This is a genomic window from Pseudomonas fluvialis, assembly GCF_002835605.1.
GTDB lineage: Bacteria > Pseudomonadota > Gammaproteobacteria > Pseudomonadales > Pseudomonadaceae > Aquipseudomonas > Aquipseudomonas fluvialis.
On record NZ_PIYS01000029.1, the window covers coordinates 47,741 to 64,629 of the forward strand.

Sequence of the window (16,889 nt, forward strand, 5' to 3'; positions counted from 1 at the left end):
GGCGGCAGCCGCCGCGCTGCGTACTGTTCGAGGAAGTCCCTGCCATGGCCATTGCCCTGACCAACCTGGTCGCCGAAACCGATCGCTTGCTGGATGCTGCACGTATCAGCGACTACTGCCCCAATGGCCTGCAGGTGGAGGGGCGCCCGCAAGTCCGGCGTATCGTCAGTGGCGTGACGGCGAGCCAGGCGCTGATCGATGCGGCGATTGCCGCCGAAGCCGATGTGCTGCTGGTTCATCACGGCTACTTCTGGAAAGGCGAGGATGCCCGGGTAGTGGGTAGCAAGCAGCGCCGTCTGAAGGCGCTGCTGGCGCACGATATCAGCCTGCTGGCCTATCACCTGCCGCTGGATGTGCATGCCGAACTGGGTAACAACGTACAACTGGCGCACCGCCTGGGCATCGAGGTGGAGGATGCGCTGGTGCCGGGCAATCCCAAGGTGATCGGTTTGCAGGGCAGCCTGCCGCAACCGTTGCTGGCCGGCGAGTTTGCCGCCCGCGTCGAGCAGGTACTGGGACGCGCGCCGCTGCTGGTCAACCCGCAGCGACGGGTCAGCCGCATTGGCTGGTGCAGCGGTGGCGGGCAGGGCTATATCGAACAGGCGATTGCCGCCGGAGTGGACCTGTTCCTGACCGGCGAGGCTTCCGAACAGACCTACCACAGTGCCGTGGAGAACGACATCGCCTTCATCGCCGCGGGGCACCATGCCACCGAGCGCTACGGCGTACAGGCGCTGGGTGAATACCTGGCCAGCCATTTCGCTCTGGAACACCGCTTCATCGACTGCCCCAACCCGATTTGAAGGCTATATGAGCAGAACGTTTTGATCTAAGTGGCGCCATCAATATAAGCAAGTGCTGTGTTAGAGTGCGCCACGTTCAAGGCCCTCGGGCCGTCCTCAGCCAGCCAATCGTGAGTAGCCATGCTCGACAAACTGACGCACCTCAAACAGCTCGAGGCGGAAAGCATCCACATCATTCGTGAGGTGGCCGCCGAATTCGATAACCCGGTGATGCTCTATTCCATCGGCAAGGATTCCGCCGTGATGCTGCATCTGGCGCGCAAGGCGTTCTTCCCCGGCAAGCTGCCGTTCCCGGTGCTGCACGTGGATACCCGCTGGAAATTCCAGGAGATGTACCGCTTCCGCGAGAAGATGGTCAGCGAATACGGCCTCGACCTGCTCACCCACATCAACCCAGATGGCGTGGCGCAGGACATGAACCCCTTCACCTACGGCAGTGCCAAGCACACCGACGTGATGAAGACCGAGGGTCTCAAGCAGGCGCTGGACAAGTACGGCTTCGATGCCGCCTTTGGTGGCGCGCGCCGCGACGAGGAAAAGTCCCGCGCCAAGGAGCGCGTGTACTCCTTCCGTGACAGCAAGCACCGCTGGGACCCGAAGAACCAGCGCCCCGAGCTGTGGAACGTGTACAACGGCAAGGTCAAGAAGGGTGAGTCGATCCGCGTCTTCCCGCTGTCCAACTGGACCGAGCTGGACATCTGGCAATACATCTACCTGGAGCAGATCCCGATCGTGCCGCTGTACTTCGCCGCCGAGCGCGAAGTGATCGAGAAGAACGGCACGCTGATCATGATCGACGACGAGCGCATCCTTGAGCACCTGTCGGACGAGGAAAAGGCGCGCATCACCAAGAAGATGGTGCGTTTCCGTACCCTCGGCTGCTACCCGCTGACCGGTGCCGTGGAATCCACCGCGACCACGCTGCCGGAAATCATCCAGGAAATGCTCCTGACCCGTACTAGCGAGCGCCAGGGCCGGGTGATCGACCATGATCAGGCCGGTTCGATGGAAGAAAAGAAACGTCAGGGGTACTTTTAAAGCCGATACAAGCGCTGGAAGGCTGGAGGCTGAATGAAATGGATTTCGAGCGGCTCGATGTATGGAAACTCTCTGCAAGACTTTCGGTGGATGTATATCGAGAGCTGGCTGGTTGTCGGGATTTTGGCTTCAAGGATCAGATAACCCGCTCGGCCTTGTCCGTTCCCAGCAATATTGCCGAAGGCATGACGCGAGATGGCGACAAGGAAAAACGTTACTTTCTGAGCATGGCCAAAGGGTCATGTTCGGAGTTGCGAACTCAGATTTATATAGGTGTTGAGGTCGGCTTTATTTCGACCGAGATCGGTCGGAACTGGATTGACCGCTGCAAGCGTATCGCGGCGATGCTCTCCGGTCTGCTCAGGTTGCTTCAGCGTCCATGAATTATCGGCTGGCTCGGTGTGCTTTTTCGTTCAGCCTCCAGCTTCAAGCCTTTAGCGATTAGAGAAAAACCATGTCCCATCAGTCCGATTTGATTTCCGAAGACATCCTCGCGTACCTGGCCCAGCACGAACGCAAGGAACTGCTGCGCTTCCTCACCTGTGGCAACGTCGACGACGGTAAGAGCACCCTGATCGGGCGCCTGCTGCACGACTCGAAGATGATCTACGAAGACCATCTGGAAGCCATCACCAAGGACTCCAAGAAGGTCGGCACCACCGGCGATGACGTCGACCTGGCGCTGCTGGTCGACGGCCTGCAGGCCGAGCGCGAGCAGGGCATCACCATCGACGTGGCCTATCGCTATTTCAGTACTGCCAAGCGCAAGTTCATCATCGCCGACACCCCCGGTCATGAGCAGTACACCCGCAACATGGCCACTGGTGCCTCGACCTGCGATCTGGCGATCATCCTCATCGATGCGCGCTACGGTGTGCAGACGCAGACCAAGCGTCACAGCTTTATCGCCAGCCTGCTGGGCATCAAGCACATCGTCGTGGCCATCAACAAGATGGACCTCAAGGGCTTCGACCAGGGCGTGTTCGAGTCGATCAAGGCCGACTACCTGGCCTTCGCCGACAAGATCAACCTCAAACCGACCACCTTGCACTTCGTGCCGATGTCGGCGCTCAAGGGCGACAACGTGGTCAACCGCAGCGTGCGTTCGCCTTGGTACGAGGGGCAGTCGCTGATGGAAATCCTCGAGACCGTGGAAGTGGCGGGCGATCGCAACTTCAGCGACCTGCGCTTCCCGGTGCAGTACGTCAACCGCCCCAACCTGAACTTCCGTGGTTTCGCCGGCACCCTGGCCAGCGGCATCGTGCGCAAGGGCGACGAAGTGACTGCGCTGCCCTCGGGCAAGAGCAGCAAGGTCAAGTCCATCGTCACCTTCGAGGGCGAGCTGGAGCAGGCCGGCCCAGGCCAGGCCATTACCCTGACCCTGGAAGACGAGATCGACGTGTCGCGTGGCGACATGCTGGTGCATGCCGACAGCCGCCCGCAGGTCACCGACAGCTTCGAGGCCATGCTGGTATGGATGGGCGAGGAGCCCATGCTGCCGGGCAAGAAATACGACATCAAGCGCGCCACCAGCTACGTGCCGGGGTCGATCCCGAGCATCGTCCATCGCGTTGACGTGAACACCCTGGAACAGGGCGCGGCGAGCGAGCTGAAGCTTAATGAGATTGGCCGGGTCAAGGTGGCCCTGGATGCGCCCATCGCCCTCGATGGCTATGAGCACAACCGCACCACCGGCGCCTTTATCGTCATCGACCGCCTGACCAACGGTACCGTCGGTGCCGGCATGATCATCGCCGATCCGGTCGGCGCCCAGGGTGGCGGTCACCACGGCAAGCTCGCCCATGTCTCCACCGAGGAGCGTGCTGCGCGCTTCGGTCAGCAGCCGGCCACCGTGCTGTTCAGCGGCCTGTCCGGCGCGGGCAAGAGCACCCTGGCCTATGCCGTGGAGCGCAAGCTGTTCGATATGGGCCGTGCGGTGTATGTGCTGGATGGCCAGAACCTGCGTCATGACCTGAACAAGGGCCTGCCGCAGGATCGTGCCGGACGTGCCGAGAACTGGCGGCGTGCCGCTCAGGTGGCCAAGCAGTTCAATGAGGCTGGCCTACTGACCCTGGCGGCTTTCGTCGCCCCGGATGCCGAGGGCCGCGAACAGGCCAAGGCCATCGTCGGCGCCGAGCGCCTGCTCACGGTCTACGTACAGGCCTCGCCGGCGGTGTGCCGTGAGCGCGATCCGCAGGGCCTGTATGCCGCCGCTGGCGACAACATCCCGGGCGAGTCCTTCCCCTACGACATCCCGCTGGATGCCGATCTGCTGATCGACACCCAGGCCATGTCGGTGGAAGAGGGCGTCAAGGCGGTGCTGGAGCTGTTGCGTTCGCGCGGCGCGATCTGATCGCCGGTCAGCCACAGCCCCGCCCGGGAAACCGCGCGGGGCTTTTTTCTGGACGGCTGTTCAGGAATGCTGACGGAGGAAGTCGGCCGCCGATTGCAAGGCCCGGTCGGCGGCGTGCAGTAGCCCGGCGTGGCACTGGAATACGTGCCACAGCCCCAGGTAATGCTCAAGACGCACCCTGACGCCACTGGCGGCGGCTTTTTCGGCGAGGCGCAGGCTGTCATTGCGCAGCAGCTCGTCCTCGCCCACCTGCAGCAGCAGGGGCGGCAGGCCGTGCAGGTCGGCATTGATCGGGGAAATCCACGGTTGCAGCGGATCGACGCCGGGCGGGCAATAGCAGGCGTGGGCCTGTTCCAGCCAGGCGGGGTTGAGCAGGGGGTCGCCGGCGGCCGGCTGGTGTAACTGCACGCCGGAGAAGTCCACCACCGGGGCCAGGCAGAGCAGGGCGGCGGGCTGGCTGATGGCTTGTTCACGCAGGCGCAGGCAGGTAACCAGAGCCAGATTGCCGCCGGCTGAATCGCCGCCGATGAACAGCGCCCGCTCATCCTGTGCGCGCAGGCAGCGATAGGCCGCCAGCGCATCGTCGAGGGCCGCCGGGAAGGGGTGTTCGGGGGCCAGCCGGTAATCCAGCGCACAGACATCCAGCTGCCCGTAGTGGGCGAGTGCCGCGCACAGTGCGCGGTGGCTGGCCGGCGCGCCGAGCATGAACGCGCCGCCATGCAGATAGAGCAGCGTGCCGTGGCTGGCGCCCTGTGGCCGATGCCACTCGCAGGGGCGTCCGGCCAGCTGTCCAGCCTGGCGTCGCACGCCTGGCTGGGTGGGATGCACTGCGGTCAGTACACGCAGCACCAGGCGCTGGCCGCTGATCGGCAGGCCCGGACGGATCAGACCGCGAAACAGCAGGGTCAGCGCACCGCGCAGCGCCGCGCGCAGCAACGCCTGCTCGCTGGGCGCCGGGTAGCGGGTGATCGCGGCGTGGCCTGACATGCTGCGCAGTCAGGCCGTCTGGGCCTGGCCGACCGGCGGCTTATCGGGCTTGGCCAGCAGGGTGTAGACGCACGGCAGCACGAACAGCGTGAAGGCCGTGCCCACGGTCATCCCGGTGGCGATCACCAGGCCGATGTCGAAGCGGCTGACCGCGCCGGCGCCGCTGGCGAAAATCAGCGGCAGCATGGCGAAGACCATGGCGGCGGTGGTCATCAGTACCGGCCGCAGGCGGATGGCCGCGGCGTCTTCGATGGCCTGACGTACGCTCAGGCCGCGCTCGTGGCGTAGCTGGTTGGCAAACTCGACGATCAGGATGCCGTGCTTGCTGATCAGGCCGATCAGGGTGACCAGGCCGACCTGGGTGTAGATGTTCATGCTGGAGAAACCGAGGAAGATCGGGATCAGCGCACCGCAGATCGACAGCGGCACGGTGATCAGGATCACCAGCGGGTCGCGGAAGCTCTCGAACTGTGCCGCCAGCACCATGAAGATGATCGCCAGCGCCAGGGCGAAAGTCAGGTACAGGGCGTTACCCTCCTGGACGAACTGCCGCGTGCTGCCCGCCTGGTCGAAACCATAGCCGCGCGGGGCTTCCTCGCGGGCAATGCGCTGCACGGTGGCCAATGCCTCGCCCATGCTGACGATTGGCACGCCTTCCAGGGTCGCGGCGTTGAGCTGCTGGAACTGCTTGAGACGACTCGGCCGGGCGCGCTCGCTGAGGCTGATCAGGGTGCCCAGCGGGACCATCTCGCCGCTGCTGCTCTTCACGTAGTAGCTGTTCAGCCAGCCCGGATTGTCGCGGTAGGCGCGCTCGACCTGGGCGATCACCTTGTAGCTGCGCCCGTCGATGGTGAAGCGGTTGATCTCGCCTTCACCGAGCAGGGTGGCCAGGGTGGTGCCCAGGTCCTGCATGGATACGCCCATTTGCGCAGCCTTCTGGCGATCGATATCGACCACGATCTCCGGCTTGTCGAAGGCCAGGTCGACGTTGAGGAAGGCGAACTGCCCGGACTGCATGGCGCGCTGCTTGATGCGCTCGGCAACCTGCAGCAGCGTTTCGTAGTCATTGGGTGTGTTGATCACGAACTGGAACGGCAGGCCATCGCCGGTACCGGGTAGCGAGGGCAGGTTGAAGCCGAAAATCTGCAGGCCGGGGATCTGGTCGAGGCGTGCCTGGACCAGCGGCAGCAGCTCCATCTGGGTGCGCTCGCGCTCGCCCCAGGGTTTGAGCAGGAAGCCGCCGATACCGGCCTGCACGCCGTCCGAGCCGTTGATCTGGAACGACGAGTAGTACTCCGGGAAGCTTTTGAAAATGTTCACGAAGTCCGCCGTATAGGCGTTCAGGTAGTTCAGGTTGCTGGGCTGTGGGGCATTGGCGATGAGGAAGACGATGCCCTGGTCTTCTTCCGGGGCCAGCTCGCTGGTACTGAAGGCGAGGAATGCCGGAATCAGCAGCATGACGATCAGGCCGAACACCAGCACCACCGGCCGCGTTTCCAGGGTGCTGTGCAGGGCGCGCTGGTAGCGGCGCTTGAGCCGCTCGAAGAGTTGATCGAGGCGATGCGCCAGGCCGCTGGGGTTCTCCTCGTGGCGCAGCAGCTTGGCGCACATCATCGGCGAGAGGGTCAGCGCGACGATGCCGGAGATGATCACCGCACCGGCCAGGGTCAGGGCGAACTCCTTGAACAGTGCGCCGGTCAGCCCTTCGAGAAAACCGATAGGGGCATACACCGCCGCCAGGGTGATGGTCATCGAGACCACAGGCACGGCGATCTCGCGGGCGCCCTCGATGGCTGCATCGAGCGGTGTCTTGCCTTCCTCGATATGCCGGTGGATGTTTTCCACCACGACGATGGCGTCGTCCACCACCAGGCCGATGGCCAGCACCATGGCCAGCAGGGTCAGCAGGTTGATCGAGTAGCCCATCAGTTGCATGAAGAACAGGACGCCGATCATCGACAGCGGAATGGTGATCACCGGGATGAGCACCGAGCGCAGCGCGCCGAGGAACAGGAAGACCACCACGATGACGATCAGCACCGCCTCGGCCAGGGTCTTCAGCACTTCGTCGATGGATGCCTGGATGAACTCCGTGGCGTCATAGGCGATGGCGACCTTGAGGTTGGGGGGTAGCTGCGCCTCCAGCTCAGGCATGGCGGCGCGCACGTGCTTGATCACGTCCAGCGGGTTGGCGCTGGGCGTGCCCTTGATGGCGATGTACACCGAAGGGATGCCGTCGAACGAACTGATCGAGTCGTAGTTGGCTGAGCCCATCTCCACCCGGGCGATATCGCCGACCAGCACGCGACTGTCGCCGACGGTCTTCACCGGAATGGCGGCAAAAGCCTCGGCGCTCTTCAGGTCAGTGCTGGCATTGATGCTGGTGACCACGTATTGCCCCTTCACTTCGCCGGCGGCGGCGAGGAAGTTGTACTGGCGCACGGCGCTGCTGAAGCCATCGGCGGTAACCCCGTAGGCAGCCATCTTCACCGGGTCCAGCCACAGGCGCATGGCGAATACCTGGTTGCCGAGAATTTCTGCCTCAGCCATGCCTGGCAAGGTGGCCAGCTTGGGCTGGATGACCCGCGACAGGTAGTCGGTAATCTGCGGGTTGGACAGCTGGTCGCTGTAGAAGCTGACATACATGAGCGCCGTCGAATCGGCGGCCTGCTTGGCCAGCACCGGGTCCTCGGCTTCCTGCGGCAACTGGTTCTTCACCGCGTTGGCCTTGGCCAGCAGTTCCGTGAAGAGTCGGTCGCTGTCCGCGCCGATGCGTGCGTAGATGGAAATCACCGAGAGGTTCTGCTGGCTCGACGAGGTCATGTAGTCGATGCCTTCGGCGCTGGCCAGGCTCTGCTGCAGCGGCTGGGTGATGTAGCCCTGGATGGTTTCCGCGTTGGCGCCGGGGTAGGCGGTGCTCACCGTGATCAGCGCGCTTTCCATTTGCGGGTACTGGCGGATTACCAGTTTGCTGAAGGCCTGCATGCCCAGCAGGATGATCAGCAGGCTGACCACGCTGGCCAGCACCGGACGGCGGATGAAGGGATCTGTGAAAGCCATATCGAGGTCCTTGGCGCCGAGGGGTCAGGGCTGCGGGTGGGCTGCGCTGGCCTGGCCCGGCTGGGCCAGCGGGTCGTCGCCGAGCCGTACGCGGGCACCGCTGTCCAGCTTGAGCTGGCCGGCCGTGACCACCTGCGCGCCGGCCTGCAGGCCTTTACGGATTTCCACCAGGCCGTCACGCCGCTCGCCGCTATCTACGTAGCGGCGTTCGACCTTGAGCAGCGGCTGGCCATCGCTGTCCTTTGCTGGCTGGCCTTGCTCGTCGAGTTCGGGCAGCACTACGTAGACCGAGTTGCCATACAGGGTGTAGGTCAGCGCGGTTTCCGGAACCACCAGCACCGGGGATTGCTCAGGCAGCAGCACATCGAGGTTGGCGAACATGCCTGGCAGCAGCTTTTGCTCGGGGTTGGGCAGGGTGGCGCGTACCTGCAGGTTGCGCGTGCTGTCCTCGACCTTGGCATTGAGGGCGCTGATCTCGCCGTTGAACAGCTCGTCGGGGTAGGCGGCTACGCGCAGGCGTACCTGCTGGCCGATGGCCAGTTGCGGCACCGCCTGCTCGGGGAGGAAGAAGTCGACATACAGGCGCGACAGGTCCTGCAGGGTAGCCAGGGTGGTGCCGGAGGAGAGGAAGTCGCCCACATCCACCTGACGGATGCCGATGGTGCCGCTGAATGGCGCGACGATGCGTTTCTTGGCCAGTTGCGCACGTAGTTGCGCGACCGTGGCTTCGGCCTTGAGCAGTTCGGCGTTCAGGCGATCGAATTCGCTCTTGGAAATGGCCTGCTTGCCAGCCAGGTTGCGGCCGCGCTCGTACTCCACGCGGGCCAGGTTGCGGGCCGCCTCGGCGGTGGCCAGCATGGCCTGTTCGACCTCGCTGTCCAGTTGCAGCAGGGGTTGCCCGGCGTTGACCTGCTCGCCGGAGGCAAACAGTACTTCGCGTACGGTGCCGCTGGCTTCTACGGTCAGGTCGACGCCCTGATAAGCCTTGAGCGTGCCGATACCGGGCAGCAGGCGTTGCCAGGGGCGTGCTTCGACCTGGCTGGCGGCCACGCTGATGGCGGGCGGCGGGGCGGAGAACATCTGTACCTGCTGGTAGATGCTGTAGCCCTTGTAGGCGGCGAGAGCGAGAACGACCAGGGTAACGATACCCAGCATGGTCAGCATGCGGCGCAGCAACATAGTTCCGGTTCCTTGACGGCAGGAGAGTCAGGCAGCAGGTCGAATGCAGGGCGACCTGGCGGGTTCCGGGCGAGGCTGGGCGATGCTATGGCTTGGCGGTGTACGCCTGGCTGTCAGCCCCTCAGGGCCGAAGGCTCTGCGGCGGGCCCGGAACAGGTGGCGAAGGTTCGCACCAGGCGGGCCCTGGCGTCAATCGAGTTGACGCCTTGGTCAGACTGTTGCCGGTCGGCAGGCTGTTACCTAGCGTTTCAGGCCGAAGTCTTCGGCCAGCGTACCGGGGCTGTTGGCATCGCTTTTCGGTGCGTAGTCGCGCGGTACATAGCCGGCAGGTGGCTCCAGGCGCTCGTTGTGGGGCGTGCTGTCGTCCATCTGCAGGGCGGCCAGCAGGCGTTGCCGGGTGACCTCGTCGAGTGCCAGGCGCGTAGCGCCACTGGCCAGGTGCTCCTGTACGTCCTGATAGCTCTGGGTGAGTTTCTTGACCAGGCTGGCGGTGGTGTTGAAGTGGGTCACCACGTCGTTCTGGTAACTGTCGAAACGCTCCTGCAGATCATCCAGCTGGCGCTGGGTGCGCCCTGGAATGGTGTTGGGCGCCAGGCGGGCGATGATGAAGCCGATGCCGACACCGGCAAGCAGGGCGAGGGCTGGCAGCAACCAGGCCGAGAGAGTCTGTTCCACGAATCCTTCCTCTGTTCATTAAGGGCGGCTTTGCTTTACGGTAGCGACTTGCCGGCGGGCTGTATAGCGCCGCGCCAATGCCATTCGAAGACGTGCAGACCCGCGTCAGGGTCACGGAGTTCCCTGTTGTTGATACGTGAAACCCCCGTGCAGCTCAGCGGCCCCTGCGGTGCGCTGGAAGCACTTTACCTGCCACTGGAACAGCCCAAGGGGCTGTTGCTGATTTGTCACCCCAACCCCACCCAGGGCGGCAGCATGCTCAACAAGGTGGTGTCCAGCGTGCAGCGCTGCGCCCGAGATGCCGGCTACATAACCTTGCGCTTCAACTACCGCGGGGTGGGCGCCAGCGAGGGCGTGCACGACATGCACAGTGGCGAGATCGACGATGCCGAGGCCGCGCTGGACTGGCTCTGCGCGCAGCATCCGCAGTTGCCGGTGAGCCTGGCGGGATTTTCCTTCGGGGGCTTTGTCGCCTGCAGCCTGGCTGCCCGCCTGGAGGCGCGCGGCATCGCCGTGCAGCAGCTGTTCATGCTGGCTCCGGCGGTGGGCCGTCTGCAGGCGCAGCCGCTGCCAACAGGCGGGCAGCTGGTAGTGATTCAGCCGGAGCAGGACGAAGTCATTGATCCGGCGCAGGTGTATGCCTGGTGCAAGGCCTTGCCGCGTGCCCACGAGCTGCTGAAAGTGGCAGAATGCGGCCACTTTTTCCACGGCCGGCTGGTTGAGCTGAAGACGCTCCTCCTGCCGCGCCTGTGACCATTCCGATATTCGACAAGCGATTGCCCATGACCACCCGTATTCTTACCGGCATCACCACCACCGGCACGCCCCACCTGGGCAACTATGCCGGGGCCATCCGCCCGGCGATTGTTGCCAGCCGCGACCCGCAGGCTGATTCCTTCTATTTCCTCGCCGATTACCACGCACTGATCAAGTGCGACGACCCGGCGCGCATCCAGCGTTCGCGCCTGGAGATCGCCGCCACCTGGCTGGCGTTGGGCCTGGATACCGACAAGGCGACCTTCTATCGGCAGTCCGACATCCCCGAGATCCCCGAGCTGTGCTGGTTGCTCACCTGTGTGGCCGGCAAGGGCCTGCTCAACCGCGCCCACGCCTACAAGGCCTCGGTGGACAAGAACGTTGAGGCCGGCGAAGACCCGGATGCCGGCGTGACCATGGGCCTGTTCAGCTACCCGGTACTGATGGCCGCGGACATCCTCATGTTCAACGCGCACAAGGTGCCGGTTGGTCGTGATCAGATTCAGCACGTGGAAATGGCGCGTGACATCGGTCAGCGCTTCAACCACCTGTTCGGCCAGGGCCGCGAGCTATTCACCCTGCCCGAAGCGGTGATCGAGGAAGAGGTGGCGACCCTGCCCGGTCTCGATGGCCGCAAGATGAGCAAAAGCTACGACAACACCATCCCGCTGTTCGGTACGGCCAAGCAGCTGAAGGATGCCGTTGCGCGTATCGTCACCGACTCGCGCCTGCCCGGTGAGCCCAAGGATGCCGACGGCTCGCATCTGTTTACCCTGTACCAGGCTTTTGCCAGTCAGGCGCAGCAGGCCGAGTTCCGCGCCGAGCTGGAAGGTGGTCTGGCCTGGGGCGAGGCGAAGAATCGACTGTATCAGTTGCTGGAAAATGAATTGGGCGAGGCGCGCGAGCGCTACAACACGCTGATCGCCCGGCCGGCAGACCTGGAAGACATCCTCCTGGCCGGTGCCAGCAAGGCGCGCAGGATCGCCACGCCGTTCCTCGGCGAGCTGCGCGAAGCGGTCGGCCTGCGCTCGTTCCGCGAGCAGGTGCAGGTTGCGGTCAGCGAGAAAAAGAAAGCCGCGAAAAGCGCCCGCGTGGTTAGCTTTCGCGACGACGATGGCAGCTTCCGCTTCCGTGTGCTGGACGCAGCGGGCGAGCAGTTGCTGCTGTCCGTATCGTTTGCCGATGGCAAGGCGGCCGGCCAGGTCAGCAAGCGCCTGCAGTCCGGTGAGCCACTGGATGTGCGCCAGGCCGGCGCTACCTTCAGCCTGTGGCTGGACGAGCAGTGTGTCGGACACAGCCCGCAGTTCGCCGATGAGCCGGCCTGCGCGGCGGCGCAGCAGCGTTTGCGCGAGGCGTTGACGGCACAGGCCTAGCCTGCTGCGACCGTTGGCCACAGGTTCGATTGCCAAGCGACGGGGGCGCCGTTACATTTACGCCCCCGTTTTTCATTGCTTGGCTAACGAATATGACGCCCCTCGCACGCTACCAGGCCGATCTGCAGCGGCCGGACTTCTTCCATGATGCCGCCCAGGAAAATGCCGTGCGCCATCTGCAGCGCCTGTATGACGAGCTGGTGGCGGACTCCAAGGCATCCGGATTGCTCGGCAAACTGTTCGCCAAGAAGCGCCAGGGGCCGGTCAAGGGTCTGTATTTCTGGGGTGGAGTAGGGCGCGGCAAGACCTATCTGGTCGACACCTTCTTCGATGCGTTGCCCTTCGAGCAGAAGATGCGTACGCACTTCCACCGCTTCATGAAGCGTGTGCATGAGGAGATGAAGACCCTCAAGGGCGAGAAGAACCCCCTGACCATCATCGGCAAACGTTTTGCGGACGAGGCGCGGGTGATCTGCTTCGACGAGTTCTTCGTCAGCGACATCACGGATGCGATGATTCTGGCAACCCTGCTCGAAGAACTGTTCAAGAACGGGGTGAGCCTGGTGGCGACCTCCAACATCGTTCCCGATGGCCTGTACAAGGACGGCCTGCAGCGCGCGCGCTTCCTGCCAGCCATCGAGTTGCTCAAGCGACACACCGAGATCGTCAACGTTGACAGTGGCGTGGACTATCGTCTGCGTGCCCTGGAACAGGCCGAGCTGTTCCACTTCCCGCTGGACGCCGAGGCCGAGACCAGCCTGGAGAAGAGCTTCCGCAGCCTACTGCCGGAGCACTGCGTGGTGGAGGAAAACAAGACGCTGATGATCGAGAATCGCCCGATCGTCGCGCGCAAGGAAGGTGACGACATCGCCTGGTTCGATTTCCGCGAGCTGTGCGACGGCCCGCGTAGCCAGAACGACTACATCGAGCTGGGCAAGATCTACCACGCGGTGATCCTCGCCAACGTCGAGCAGATGAGCGTGGCCAAGGACGACATGGCGCGTCGCTTCATCAACCTGGTCGACGAGTTCTATGACCGCAACGTCAAGCTGATCATCTCCGCGGAAGTGGAGCTCAAGGATCTGTATACCGGCGGTCGGCTGAGTTTCGAGTTTCAGCGCACGCTGAGTCGCCTGCTGGAAATGCAGAGCCACGAGTTCCTCTCGCGCCCGCACCGTCCCTGAAGGCGGGCGTCTCGTTCAGCTGTCCTTTTGCTGCAGTTGGCGGCGGTACAGGTTGGGTGACAGCCCGGTATGCTGGCGGAACAGTCGGGCAAAGAAGCTGGCGTCGTCGTAGCCGACGTCATAGCTGATGGTCTTGATGCTCTTGCGGGTGGCGCTGAGCAGGCCCTTGGCGGTTTCGATGCGCAGTCGTTGCAAGTAGTGCAGCGGTTTGTCGCCAGTCGCTGCCTGGAAGCGTCGCATGAAGTTGCGGATGCTCATGCCATGCTCGCGCGCCACGTCTTCGAAGCGAAAGCGCTCGGCATAGTGTTCCTCCAGCCATTGCTGGATGTGCAGGATGCTCAGGTCCTGATGCAGCTTCTGGCCGCCAAACCCCATGCGTCCCGGTGTGTAGCTGCGCTGTACTTCGTAGAGAATGTCACGCGCCACACCCTGTGCCAGCTGGCTGCCGCAAAAGCGTTCGATCAGGTAGATGTACAGGTCGCAGGCCGAGGTGACGCCGCTGGCGCAGTACAGGTTATCGGCATCGGTAAGGTGCTTGTCCTGGCGCAGGTTGACCTTGGGGAAGCGCTCGGCGAAGGCCTGGAAGAAGCGCCAGTAGGTGGTTGCCTCCTTGCCGTCGAGCAGCCCGGCTTCGGCCATCCAGAACACCCCGGTGGCTTCACCGCACAGCGCGCTGCCTTGTGCGTGGCAGAGGCGTAGCCAGTCGATGATCTGTGGATGGCGCTGGCTTAGGCTGGCGAAATCTCCCCAGAATGCGGGCAGCAGGATCAGGTCGCAAGGCGCCAGGGCGCCATCCACGGGGATCTCCACGCCGCTGAAGCTGCGCACCGGATGGCCGTCCGGGCTGACCAGGCGAATGTTGAAGCTGGGGCTCAGGCCCAGCCCCTGCTGTTTGCCATGACGCAGGCTGGCCATGTGGAAATAATCCTTGGCTTGCATCAGTGTCGAAGCGAATACGCCGTCGGTGGCGAGGATGTTCACGGTATGCAGCGGGCGATGGGGGGCGGCGAGCGTCATGGCTGGGCAGTCTTGTTGTTTTGGTCTAAGGCTAAGCAGCCAGAGTGTGGCGGGATCGTCTTATTTATTGGCGTAACTGTCCAGTACTAAGCAAGCGGTTGCTTGGTTAGAGTGCCTGAACACTCTTTTTTGTTCAGGTCTGCAGGTGCAACGATGATTCCCAGAACCCTTTTCAGCTCCGATCACGAACTGTTCCGCGACAGCGTGCGCAAGTTTCTTGAGCAGGAGGCTGTGCCGTTCCATGCGCAATGGGAAAAGACTGGGCATGTCGATCGCGCGCTGTGGAACAAGGCCGGTGAGGCCGGCTTGCTGTGCTCGCATATTCCCGAAGCTTACGGCGGCATGGGTGCTGATTTTCTCTACAGTACGGTGGTCATCGAGGAGATCGGCCGTCTCGGTCTGACCGGTATCGGCTTTTCGCTGCACTCGGACATCGTCGCGCCCTACATCCTGCACTACGGCAGTGAGGCGCAGAAACTGCACTACCTGCCCAAGCTGGTCTCGGGCGAGCTGGTCACGGCCATTGCCATGACCGAACCGGGTGCCGGCTCTGACCTGCAGGGTGTGAAAACCACGGCGGTGCTGGATGGTGATGAGTATGTGATCAATGGTTCCAAAACCTTTATCACCAATGGCTGGTTGGCCGATCTGGTGATCGTGGTCGCCAAGACCGACCCCAAGGCGGGCGCCAAGGGCACCAGCTTGTTCCTGGTCGAGGCCGGTACGCCGGGCTTTGCCAAGGGCAAGCGTCTGGAGAAGGTCGGGATGAAGGCTCAGGATACCTCCGAGCTGTTCTTCCAGGATGTGCGGGTGCCCAAGGAGAACCTGCTGGGGCAAGCCGGCATGGGCTTTGCCTACCTGATGCAGGAGCTGCCTCAGGAGCGCCTTACCGTCGGCGTGGGCGCGCTGGCCTCGGCCGAGGCCGCGTTGCAGTGGACGCTGGACTACACCCGTGAGCGCAAGGCATTCGGCAAGGCCGTGGCCGATTTCCAGAACACCCGCTTCAAGCTGGCGGAGATGGCCACGGAAATCCAGATCGGTCGGGTGTTCGTCGATCGTTGCCTGGAGTTGCACCTGGCCGGCAAGCTGGATGTGCCGACTGCGGCGATGCTCAAGTACTGGGGAACCGACCTGCAGTGCAAGGTGCTCGATGAGTGCGTGCAGCTGCATGGTGGCTATGGCTTCATGTGGGAGTATCCGGTGGCGCGGGCCTGGGCGGATGCCCGCGTGCAGCGCATCTATGCCGGTACCAACGAGATCATGAAGGAAATCATTGCCCGCGCCCTGTAAGGCCGGCTTGCAGCTTGCGGCGCGCATGGGCATAATTCGCCGGCTTTCACGACGGGAATGCCTAGCTCGTCGTGACGGAAGGTGGAGATGCCTAGTCCACCGAACCCCCCTTGCCGTAGCGGACGCACTGACCCGAGCCCCCGACAGTGTCTGTTTCCGGCCGTCTTTGACTTGTCAAAGCAAGTACTATTCAGTAAGATCCGCCGTCTTATTTTCAGGGCGGCCCCTGAGGCTATAGCGAATGAAGACTTTTACTGCAAAACCGGAAACTGTTAAGCGCGACTGGTACGTCGTCGACGCTGCCGGCCAGACCCTGGGTCGTCTGGCTACCGAGATCGCCAGCCGCCTGCGCGGTAAGCACAAGCCTGAATACACTCCGCACGTTGATACCGGTGATTACATCGTGGTCATCAATGCTGAGCAGGTGCGTGTGACCGGCGCCAAGACCAGCGACAAGATGTACTACTCGCACTCCGGTTTCCCGGGTGGCATCAAGGAAATCAGCTTCGAGAAGCTGATCGCCAAGGCTCCTGAGCGCGTCATCGAGATCGCGGTCAAGGGCATGCTGCCGAAGAACCCGCTGGGCCGCGACATGTATCGCAAGCTGAAGGTGTACAAGGGTGCCGCTCACCCGCACACCGCACAGCAGCCCCAAGAACTCAAGATTTAACGGGATAGTTGATTATGTCGGCGACTCAAAACTACGGCACTGGCCGTCGTAAGACTGCTACCGCACGCGTATTCCTGCGTCCGGGTACTGGCAAGATTTCCATCAACAACCGCACCCTGGAAAACTTCTTCGGTCGTGAGACCGCGCGCATGGTCGTGCGTCAGCCGCTTGAGCTGACCGAGACCCTGGAGAAGTTTGACCTGTACATCACCGTGCTTGGTGGTGGTGTAAGCGGCCAGGCTGGCGCTATCCGTCACGGTATCAGCCGCGCGCTGATCGCCTATGACGAAGGTCTGCGCAGCTCGCTGCGTAAGGCCGGCTACGTGACTCGCGATGCCCGCGAAGTCGAGCGTAAGAAAGTCGGTCTGCGTAAGGCGCGTAAGCGTCCGCAGTACTCGAAGCGCTAATTTCGGCGTTTCACCAAGAACGCCCATTTGCCACTGGCAAGTGGGCGTTTTTTTATGCCGGAGCGTTACTGGTGTCGCGTTGGTCGGTTGAGTGCGG

Annotated in this window: 15 protein-coding genes; 10 read left to right on the forward strand and 5 right to left on the reverse strand. The window is 63.1% G+C overall.

The window, feature by feature from the left end; genetic code table 11:
- The first annotated feature begins 44 nt into the window (after positions 1-44).
- The 4 genes from CW360_RS15025 to cysN all read left to right on the forward strand — a co-directional run bounded on the left by CW360_RS15025 (position 45) and on the right by cysN (position 4,194).
- Entirely contained in the window at positions 45-803 is a 759-nt protein-coding gene (locus CW360_RS15025; RefSeq protein ID WP_101194271.1) for a Nif3-like dinuclear metal center hexameric protein, read from the forward strand.
- Positions 804-923: 120 nt separating this feature from the next.
- Positions 924-1,841, forward strand: coding sequence for a sulfate adenylyltransferase subunit CysD (gene cysD, locus CW360_RS15030; RefSeq protein ID WP_093985887.1), 918 nt, complete (start codon positions 924-926; stop codon positions 1,839-1,841).
- A gap of 38 nt (positions 1,842-1,879) precedes the next feature.
- Positions 1,880-2,224 (forward strand): four helix bundle protein, encoded by a 345-nt coding sequence (locus CW360_RS15035; protein ID WP_093985888.1) that lies wholly within the window; start codon positions 1,880-1,882, stop codon positions 2,222-2,224.
- Positions 2,225-2,295: 71 nt separating this feature from the next.
- A complete protein-coding gene (gene cysN / locus CW360_RS15040; RefSeq protein ID WP_101194272.1) occupies positions 2,296-4,194 on the forward strand; it encodes a sulfate adenylyltransferase subunit CysN in 1,899 nt (632 codons plus the stop codon).
- 60 nt (positions 4,195-4,254) lie between these two features.
- On the opposite strand, the gene CW360_RS15045 is transcribed toward cysN, so the two are convergent.
- The 4 genes from CW360_RS15045 to CW360_RS15060 all read right to left on the reverse strand — a co-directional run bounded on the left by CW360_RS15045 (position 4,255) and on the right by CW360_RS15060 (position 10,095).
- Complete coding sequence (locus CW360_RS15045; RefSeq protein WP_101194273.1) at positions 4,255-5,181, reverse strand: alpha/beta hydrolase; 927 nt, start codon at positions 5,179-5,181, stop codon at positions 4,255-4,257.
- A gap of 9 nt (positions 5,182-5,190) precedes the next feature.
- Positions 5,191-8,241, reverse strand: a complete 3,051-nt coding sequence (locus CW360_RS15050; protein ID WP_101194274.1) for a multidrug efflux RND transporter permease subunit — start codon at positions 8,239-8,241, stop codon at positions 5,191-5,193.
- Between the two features lie 24 nt (positions 8,242-8,265).
- Positions 8,266-9,420 (reverse strand): efflux RND transporter periplasmic adaptor subunit, encoded by a 1,155-nt coding sequence (locus tag CW360_RS15055; RefSeq protein WP_101194275.1) that lies wholly within the window; start codon positions 9,418-9,420, stop codon positions 8,266-8,268.
- 240 nt (positions 9,421-9,660) lie between these two features.
- Positions 9,661-10,095: a Z-ring associated ZapG family protein gene (locus tag CW360_RS15060; protein WP_093985893.1), complete on the reverse strand. Its 435-nt coding sequence runs from the start codon at positions 10,093-10,095 to the stop codon at positions 9,661-9,663.
- Between the two features lie 126 nt (positions 10,096-10,221).
- Between CW360_RS15060 and CW360_RS15065 the strand changes: the two genes are divergently transcribed.
- The 3 genes from CW360_RS15065 to zapE all read left to right on the forward strand — a co-directional run bounded on the left by CW360_RS15065 (position 10,222) and on the right by zapE (position 13,408).
- On the forward strand, positions 10,222-10,848 hold the full coding sequence (locus tag CW360_RS15065; RefSeq protein ID WP_101194276.1) for an alpha/beta hydrolase: 627 nt from the start codon (positions 10,222-10,224) through the stop codon (positions 10,846-10,848).
- A gap of 29 nt (positions 10,849-10,877) precedes the next feature.
- The gene (locus CW360_RS15070) at positions 10,878-12,224 is read left to right on the forward strand and encodes a tryptophan--tRNA ligase (RefSeq protein WP_101194277.1); all 1,347 of its coding nucleotides are present in this window, start codon (positions 10,878-10,880) and stop codon (positions 12,222-12,224) included.
- Positions 12,225-12,316: 92 nt separating this feature from the next.
- The gene (gene zapE, locus CW360_RS15075) at positions 12,317-13,408 is read left to right on the forward strand and encodes a cell division protein ZapE (RefSeq protein ID WP_093985896.1); all 1,092 of its coding nucleotides are present in this window, start codon (positions 12,317-12,319) and stop codon (positions 13,406-13,408) included.
- 15 nt (positions 13,409-13,423) lie between these two features.
- Here the strand turns inward: zapE and CW360_RS15080 are convergent, their stop codons facing one another.
- Positions 13,424-14,323 carry a GlxA family transcriptional regulator gene (locus tag CW360_RS15080; protein WP_170307408.1) on the reverse strand — a complete coding sequence of 300 codons (900 nt, stop codon included), beginning with the start codon at positions 14,321-14,323 and terminating at the stop codon, positions 13,424-13,426.
- A 255-nt stretch (positions 14,324-14,578) separates the two neighbouring features.
- Here CW360_RS15080 and CW360_RS15085 point away from each other — a divergent pair, with 255 nt between their 5' ends.
- The 3 genes from CW360_RS15085 to rpsI all read left to right on the forward strand — a co-directional run bounded on the left by CW360_RS15085 (position 14,579) and on the right by rpsI (position 16,792).
- Positions 14,579-15,715: an acyl-CoA dehydrogenase family protein gene (locus CW360_RS15085; protein ID WP_093985898.1), complete on the forward strand. Its 1,137-nt coding sequence runs from the start codon at positions 14,579-14,581 to the stop codon at positions 15,713-15,715.
- A 241-nt stretch (positions 15,716-15,956) separates the two neighbouring features.
- Positions 15,957-16,385 carry a 50S ribosomal protein L13 gene (gene rplM / locus CW360_RS15090; RefSeq protein WP_093985899.1) on the forward strand — a complete coding sequence of 143 codons (429 nt, stop codon included), beginning with the start codon at positions 15,957-15,959 and terminating at the stop codon, positions 16,383-16,385.
- 14 nt (positions 16,386-16,399) lie between these two features.
- Positions 16,400-16,792, forward strand: coding sequence for a 30S ribosomal protein S9 (rpsI, locus tag CW360_RS15095; protein ID WP_101194279.1), 393 nt, complete (start codon positions 16,400-16,402; stop codon positions 16,790-16,792).
- The last annotated feature ends 97 nt before the right edge of the window (positions 16,793-16,889 follow it).